This is a genomic window from Niveibacterium sp. 24ML (genome assembly GCF_026586805.1).
In the GTDB taxonomy this organism is placed as follows: domain Bacteria; phylum Pseudomonadota; class Gammaproteobacteria; order Burkholderiales; family Rhodocyclaceae; genus Niveibacterium.
The window spans coordinates 146,559-152,958 of the sequence record NZ_JAPFHA010000010.1 but is presented as its reverse complement, the minus strand read 5'-3'; the positions used below and the strand labels follow the sequence as shown (position 1 = coordinate 152,958).

Annotated in this window: 4 protein-coding genes; 2 read left to right on the top strand and 2 right to left on the bottom strand. The window is 62.0% G+C overall.

Translation table 11 applies throughout. The annotated features are described in order from the left end of the window. Nucleotides 1–114: 114 nt before the first annotated feature. Nucleotides 115–264 (bottom strand): hypothetical protein, encoded by a 150-nt coding sequence (locus OPU71_RS10885; RefSeq protein WP_267727989.1) that lies wholly within the window; start codon nucleotides 262–264, stop codon nucleotides 115–117. A 122-nt stretch (nucleotides 265–386) separates the two neighbouring features. After that, the gene (locus OPU71_RS10880; RefSeq protein WP_267727988.1) at nucleotides 387–1,181 is read right to left on the bottom strand and encodes a hypothetical protein; all 795 of its coding nucleotides are present in this window, start codon (nucleotides 1,179–1,181) and stop codon (nucleotides 387–389) included. A 1,183-nt stretch (nucleotides 1,182–2,364) separates the two neighbouring features. On the opposite strand from OPU71_RS10880, the gene OPU71_RS10875 reads away from it, so the two are divergent. Then, nucleotides 2,365–5,280, top strand: coding sequence for a beta strand repeat-containing protein (locus OPU71_RS10875; protein ID WP_267727987.1), 2,916 nt, complete (start codon nucleotides 2,365–2,367; stop codon nucleotides 5,278–5,280). Between the two features lie 77 nt (nucleotides 5,281–5,357). After that, nucleotides 5,358–6,398: a type VI secretion system protein TssA gene (gene tssA, locus OPU71_RS10870; RefSeq protein ID WP_267727986.1), complete on the top strand. Its 1,041-nt coding sequence runs from the start codon at nucleotides 5,358–5,360 to the stop codon at nucleotides 6,396–6,398. Nucleotides 6,399–6,400: the final 2 nt, after the last annotated feature.

Below are 6,400 nucleotides of genomic sequence, written 5' to 3'. Positions count from 1 at the left end.
CTCAACGTCAATAGTGGCGCCTTCAGCGCAGCCTCGACCATCAAGACCAATGGCGCGGTCAGCGTGGCTGGAACCAGTATCGCGACAAAGGGCATTGATGCCGGCGCAGCGATCTCACTGAGTGGCCCAAGTACGCTTGATGGCACTTATGCCACCAACGGTGGCGCCTTCACCGCTACCGGCAATATGAGCCTGGCGGCCGACACGATAATCAATGTCGGCAGCGGAAACATCACCCTGGCAGGAAAAGTCGATGGCGCGCATGCGCTCACCCTGCAGCACGCCGGCACGGCTCGCTTTGCCGGAGCGATTGGGTCGAACACGCCGCTAAGCAGCCTGAGCGCCGACCCGGCCGGGTCGACCACATTCGCGATTGCAGGCGCGAACTATCCGTCATCCCCAAGCGTGACGACCAGCGGGACCCAGTCGTACCACAACGTTATTTTGGAGCAGCCGACCTTCTTGAAGAGCACGGGCGGTAGCGTCGTGCTATCCGGAACCTTCGCCGATGGCGGATTCGGCTTTGCTTCAAGCGGCAGCGGATGCGACAACCTGACGGGTAGTTTCTCTGCCGGTGGATCAGTGCCCTGCATCAACCTGCTCGGCCCGGTTTGGCTGACCGCAACCTCTGACCTGAGCTTCCAGAGCACCATCGACGGCGCTTTCTCGCTCACCGTCAGCGGCAACGCCAACAAGACTTTCCTCGGCGCAGTCGGTGGTACCACGCCGCTTGCAAGCCTCACGACCGCCGGCAGTGGCACCGTCAGCCTGGGAAGCGTCACAACAACCGGGGCAATCGGAATCGGCGGCCCAGTAGTCCTTGCAGGCAGCTTGATCTCTGCAGGCGGAGACTTCAATACAGATGGCCCAAGCGTTCTCGTCGGCGCGACCTCGATCAGCACCGGCAGCGGGTCGATCAGCTTCAACAACACGCTTGACGGCGCCTTTGCGCTAAGCACCAACAGTGCTGGTACGACGAGCTTTTTGGCTCCCCTGGGGAGCACGACGCCGCTCGCTTCGCTAAGCACCAACGGCGGCACGTTCAACGCCACAAACTCAATCGCCGTGAGCGGCTCGGTGTCGATTACCGCGTCCGCCATTTCCGTGCATGGCATTTCGGCCAATTCGGGTATCACCCTGACGGGCCCGGCGAATCTGGCGGGCAGCTTCAGCACGTCCAACTCGCCATTCATCCTCAGCGGTGCGGCGGAGCTTGTCGGCAACACAAGCGTTTCCACCGGATCGGGTGCAATCGCGTTTGGCGCGACGGTCGACGGCCATCATGCGCTGCAAACCAGCTCGAGCAATGGCACCAGCTTCATCGCAGCCGTTGGCGGAACGAACGCCTTGAACAGCCTGCAGGTTCGCGGACCGGCGATCATCCGTGGCGCAAGCACCACCGGATCGATGACTTTCGACACCGCTACCTTTGCCGGCACCTATGCCACAGGTGGCGGCAGCTTCACGGCCAACGGGGCGACCATCCTGGCCGGCGATACAGTGATTGGCGCTGGTGCAGGCCCGATCCACTTCGCAGGCACGGTCGACGGCGTGCACGCGCTCACTGCGTCAAGTAACGGAGGGATCTCGGTTGGCGGTCAGATCGGCGCGTCGGCCCGATTGAGCTCGCTCACTCTGACAGGCCCCAGCAGTGCCGCAGGCATCAACACCACGGGCGCGATCACACTCAATGGCCCAAGCACCTTGAGCGGAAGCTACGCAACGGGAGGCGGCAATTTCCTCGCCAATGCGAGCACCTTGCTCGCTGGCAATACCACCATCGATACCGGAACCGGAGACATTGCGTTTGCCGGTACCGTCGTAGGTCCGCACGCGCTTTCCCTCTCAAGTGCAGGCAGCAGCGGCGTCACAGTCTTCGGCGCGACGCTGGGCGGCCCGTTCTCGGTCGTCGGACGCAGCACCTTGGGCGGGACCATTACGACAGCCAACAACGCATTCAGTGTGACTGGGCCGACCGTGCTTTCCCGCAATACCAAGATCGAAACAGGTTCGGCGCCAATCCAGTTTCTGGATACGATCGACGGACCCTACGCGCTTACAACCCTCTCCGCGGCGGGTACCCGACTTGGCGCGCGGGTTGGCGCCACGACAGCGCTTCAGTCGGTTGAAGTCTCTGGCCCCAGCCAAGTCAACGGCATAACCACGGCGGGCGGCGCGATCAAGCTTGATGGCCCCACTCTGATTGGCGGGGAGTACAGCACAGGCGGGGGGCAATTCCAGGCCAGTGGCGCCGCTGCGCTCACACACGACACCAACATCAATGCAGGCAGCGGGGACGTTCTTTTCGCAGGGTCGGTCGATGGTGCGTTTCACCTTGTCGTCAGTTCGTCTGCGGACGTATCGATGCTGGGCGGCGTGGGGACCAACACGCCACTGGCGTCTCTGAACAATGTCAGCTCGGGCTTTGTCAGTACGAGCCCGATCGTCAGCTCAGGCGCAGTGGGCATCTCTGGAACGACCGCCGATCTGAAGGGCGTCAGCGCCGGCGGGCCGCTCCTGATTGCTGCTACGACAACGCTGAGTGGCACCTACACCACCAGCAACGGCAATATTGAGGTCACCGGAAGCAGTCTGCTGAACGGTGACACAACCTTCATCGCCAGTACCGGGAAAATCCGATTAGCAGGCGCGGTCGACGGCGCGCATGCAATCGTGACGAAGTCCGATGCAGGCACTGAATTTGCCGGAGCCCTCGGCGCTACCACCCGCCTCAGCAGCGTTTACGTCAGTGGCGCTACGCAAGCTGGAAACATCTCGACCACCGGCACGATCACTCTGGATGGTTCCAGTGTTCTGGCCGGACACTACGACACCGCCGGTGGCGCTTTTCTTGCCTCCGGGCCGAGTATCTTGGTCAGCGATACCCGCGTCGCCACCGGGAATGGAAGCATCACCTTCGCTGCACGGGTGGACGGTGCCCACGCACTGACCACCACCAGTACAAGTGCAAGCCAATTCATGGACAAGGTGGGCGCGACCAACGCGCTGACAAGCCTCACGGTGTCAGGCCCAGCAAAGCTGGCAAACGTCAGAGCAAACGGCGGCATCACCCTCAACGGTGCAGTAACTCTAGGGGGAACATACGTCACCCAGAACGGCCCGTTTGCGCTGAACGGCCCGGTGGTGATCGCGAGCAACTCGTCGGTCAGCGCAGGCTCGGGAACAGTCCGCTTTGAAGATACGGTCGATGGCCCCGGCGCGCTTTCCGTGCAGAGTAATGGCGGGACCACCTTTGCCAAATCGATTGGTGGCACGACGGCGCTTGCGAGCCTTAGCGTCAGCGGCCCGTCGATTCTTCATGGCGCTCACACTGTAGGTAATCAGACTTTCTCCGGCTCGACCACGCTGTCCGGCTCCCTCGCCTCCGATGCCGGCACGATTTCAACCACAGGAGCGTTGCTGCTGGCCGGCGACACATCCGTGCTCGGAAAAACGGTTACGTTCGACGCTACCGTTGACGGCGCGCACAAACTCGCCATCAACGCCAGCGATACCGCAACGCTCGCGGGGGCGGTCGGTAGCACCGAAGCGCCTACAAGTCTCTCAACCTCCGCGGCAAGAATCGATCTCAACGCCGGAACCGTCAAAACCATTGGTGCCCAGGACTGGCAAGGCCCGATGTGGATTGGCAAAGATGTAAGCCTGAGCAGCATTTCGGGCCAAGCCATCGCGTTCTCCAACCGCATCAATAGCGCAAACGCGTCAAGCCTCGAGGTAAACACCGCTGGGATCACGCAGTTTTCCGGCGCCATCGGCGTTGACGGTGCACTTGGCGCATTGGGCACCGACGTCACCGGTCAGGCAGGCGAAACGACCCGTCTGGACTTCATCACGTCAAGTGGCGAGCCAAACATCCGGGTCACTGGAGACATCAGGATCAATGATGTGCTTGTGAACACCGGCGCCTTATCGCTCGTTGCCGGCGGCAGTATTGACGCGCAGAACGCTGGCAATACGCTGACGGGCAACGAGACCGCCGTCACGATGGATGCCGGGTCGGCCAAACTATTCAGCACTGGCGCGATCGTGCTGCGCGATGTTCGCTTGGCCAACGGCGGTGAGATTCGGGCGGGCGGCGTGCTTAGCCTGACAGGAAACCTTGTTCTCAATGGCGGCCAGCTCGGGCTAGTCAGCGATGCGACGTCGACGGTACTCGCCAGCTACAGCGATCCCGAACTGAACGCCGCAATCAAGACGGCCGGGCTCGATCTGTATCGGTTTGGCGCCGCAACCCTGCCAGAGCTCAGCGCAGTGATTGAGCAATCGGCGAACAGCAAGGTTTCCACTGCAGCAAACAGCCTGTTGTGGCTGCGTGCCCCCGGCGGCGGTTCGCTCAACCTCGCTAGCGCCCTTAACGATATTCAAGGTGGTATTTCTGCGGTGAGCGGCAGCGCTAGCGGACCGTCACGCTTCGACTCGACCGCCGCAAGCACACCGGTCGGCTTCGTCAGACTGAGTTCAAGCCAACTTCACATCGCAGGCAGCCCGGTAACCGGAACGCAAGCACCGGCATCGGGTGTGCTCGGTGATGCCATCAAACTGACAAGCGCGCGGCTTGATACCGGCCCCGATGGGCTGATCAGCGCGCGCACACCTTACGTCGATGCTCAGGGCGTCCCCACCTCGCTGCCTGGCGTGGTTTTCGACATCTTGCCAACAGCGCTCGACACCCAAGGCTTCGGGACGCCAGCGCCAAACGACTGGATCCGCCTGCGGGTCGGCGATGGCTCCCGCGGCGGCTTTGTCACCCTGAACCCCAAAGGCGCGTTCAGGCCGGACTTTGCCGTATTCGCCGGCGGTACAACCCAAGTCATTCCGTTCTATGACGGCACCAACGTCCCAACCGAAATCCAGATCTACTACAACGGCGCGCTGCCACAAGCTGCCAATCTGGTCGGCGCGCTGACCGCCGTATCGGCAGTCGGCGAAGAAGCGCGGCGGCTGAAGATCGACGAAGCGGTTCGTACGGAGAACGTCACCCGCCGCCTGCGTGCCGGGGTGATCTCTGAAGTCGGTCCCGGACGCCCTGCTACGAACGACGCCGAGGGGGCAGCACGCCCTGATGTATGTGAGCCGGATCCCAGCTCGCTGGCTTGCGTGCAAGTCGCACTTGCCCCGCACCGAGAGGACGTTGCTCCGCGCGTGCGCAAGAAGCTCATCGTTGAAGTGGGTCCAGCCCGAGCCGCTACCACTGATACTGAAGGGGCCGCACGGGTCGAGGCCTGCACACCTGACGCACAGTCGCTGTCATGCAAGTAGTCGCCCGTCGTATAAATGTGCACAATGCACCGCTGCATTTACGTCGTACGATTGAATGCAATTCCTGAGGGGGTATCGTGGATCTTGAAGGTTTCCTGAAGCCGGTTTCAGACAGCTCGCCGTGCGGCCCGAATCTCGAGTACGACGCCGCATTCCTTGAACTCGAAGAAGCCGCCCGCGCGCAGCCTGACCAGGAGTTCGGAACCGACGATGGCTCCGGCGTAAAGCGCATCGAAGGCAGCGGACCAGACTGGCCGCAGGTCAATCGACTCGCCAGCGCCTTGCTGTCTCGCAGCAAGGATCTGCGTATCGCGATTCACCTTCTTCGCGCATCGACACACACCAGCGGCTTTTCCGGATTTGCCGAGGGCGTCAGCCTCATCAAGGCCCTGCTTGAGCAATACTGGGACGCGCTCCACCCCGAACTTGATGCAGACGACGACAACGACCCCACCATGCGGGTGAACGCGCTTGCGCCGCTCGTTGCCCCCGAAGCCGTGCTGGGAGACATCCGCGAAGCCTGGCTGGTGAGAACGCGGCAAGCGGGGGCGGTGACCGTGCGAGACATCGAAGTCCTCGCCGGGCGCCTGCCTGCCCGCCCTGATACCTCGCTGAGCGAGACCCAGATTACCGGCATGCTCAGCAGGGGCATTGCAGAAGACCCCGAATTACCGGCCCGCGTGCGCGCCACTTTCGACACGATCAAGGCCATTGAAGCCTTTGTGAGCGACAAGGTTGGCGGCGCTCAATCGATTGATCTAAAACCAATACAGGCCACGCTTTATTCGGTGCGGCAGTTGCTCGATCGCATCGCCCCGCAAGCGGCACCATCGGCCGACGAACCCGGCGAAGTAGCAGCCGAACCCACCGGGATTTCAGGCGGCACCGTCGTCGTATCGCGTCCAGGGGAAATCCGCTCTCGTGAAGACGTCGTCACGACCCTTGAAAAGGTCTGCGAGTACCTTTCGCGGACCGAACCGAGCAATCCGGTGCAACTGGTGTTGCGACGCGCGCAACGAATGATGAATATGAACTTCCTTGAATTGCTGAACGATCTCGCGCCTGACGGTCTGCCGCAGGCTGAAAAGGTTGTTGGAGCAAAGCTGGAAGAGGAATAAAG